The organism is Brevundimonas sp., from assembly GCF_030704825.1.
Classification (GTDB): domain Bacteria; phylum Pseudomonadota; class Alphaproteobacteria; order Caulobacterales; family Caulobacteraceae; genus Brevundimonas.
The window spans coordinates 1-1,214 of sequence record NZ_JAUYNX010000004.1 but is presented as its reverse complement, the minus strand read 5'-3'; the positions used below and the strand labels follow the sequence as shown (position 1 = coordinate 1,214).

Genomic DNA, 1,214 nt, shown 5'->3' with positions numbered 1-1,214 from the left:
GGGCATGCGCGCCACGTTGCAGCGGGTCCACAGCTTGTCCATGGCGGCGACGAGGTCGTCCATCATGGCGTCGTCGTGGTTGGGCGACGGGGTGAAGCGCAGCCGCTCGGTGCCCTTGGGCACGGTGGGATAGTTGATCGGCTGGACATAGACGCCGTGCTCTTCCAGCAGCATGTCCGAGATCATCTTGGTATGGACCGGATCGCCGACGAACACTGGCACGATATGGCTCTCGGACGGCATGACCGGAATGCCGGCGGCGGCGAGACGGGCCTTGAGGGCGGCGGCGCGCTCCTGATGCGCCTCGCGCACCTCCGGATGGGCCTTGAGCCAGCGCACCGAGGCCAGGGCCCCGGCGGTCAGGGCCGGCGGCAGGCTGGTGGTGAAGATGAAGCCCGAGGCCCAGCTGCGCACGGCGTCGACTACACCTGCGTCGGCGGCGATATAGCCGCCCATGACGCCGATGGCCTTGCCCAGGGTGCATTCGACGATGTCGATCCCGTCCAGCACCCCGTCCCGCTCGGCCACGCCGGCGCCGGTCGCGCCGTACAGGCCGACGGCGTGGACCTCGTCGAGATAGGTCATGGCGCCGTACTTCCTGGCCAACGCAATCGTGCCGGCCAGGTCGGCGATGTCGCCGTCCATCGAGTAGACGCTCTCGAAGGCGACCAGTTTGGGCGCGCCGGCGGGCGCGGCGGCCAGCAGGGCCTCGAGGTGTTCCAGGTCGTTGTGGGCGAAGATGTGCCGCTCGCAGCCGCCGTTCCTGATGCCGGCGATCATCGAGGCGTGGTTCAGGCTGTCGGAAAAGACGATCAGACCGGGCAGGATGCGCTGCAGGGTGGTCAGGGTCGCCTCGTTGGCGACATAGCCCGAGGTGAACAGCAGCGCCGCTTCCTTCTGGTGCCAGGCGGCCAGCTCGCCCTCCAGATCGACCGCCGAGCGGGTCGTGCCCGAGATGTTGCGGGTGCCGCCGGCGCCCGCCCCGACCTGATCGATCTCGGCCTGCATGGCCTCCAGCACCGCCGGGTGCTGGCCCATGCCCAGATAGTCGTTCGAGCACCAGACCACGACGTCCTGCTCGGACCCGTCCTCGCGCCGGCGGATCGCCTTCGGAAACTGGCCGCGCACGCGCTTCAGATCGGCGAAGACGCGATAGCGCCCCTCGCCCTTGACCTGCTCCACGGCGGTCCGGAATGCGGCCTTGTAGTCGTACA

The 1,214-nt window shown here is 68.9% G+C and carries 1 protein-coding gene; it reads right to left on the bottom strand.

What is annotated here, in order from left to right:
* The coding region (gene hemA / locus Q8Q71_RS02565; protein WP_305758078.1) for a 5-aminolevulinate synthase at positions 1–1,214 on the bottom strand (1,214 nt) is incomplete at both ends.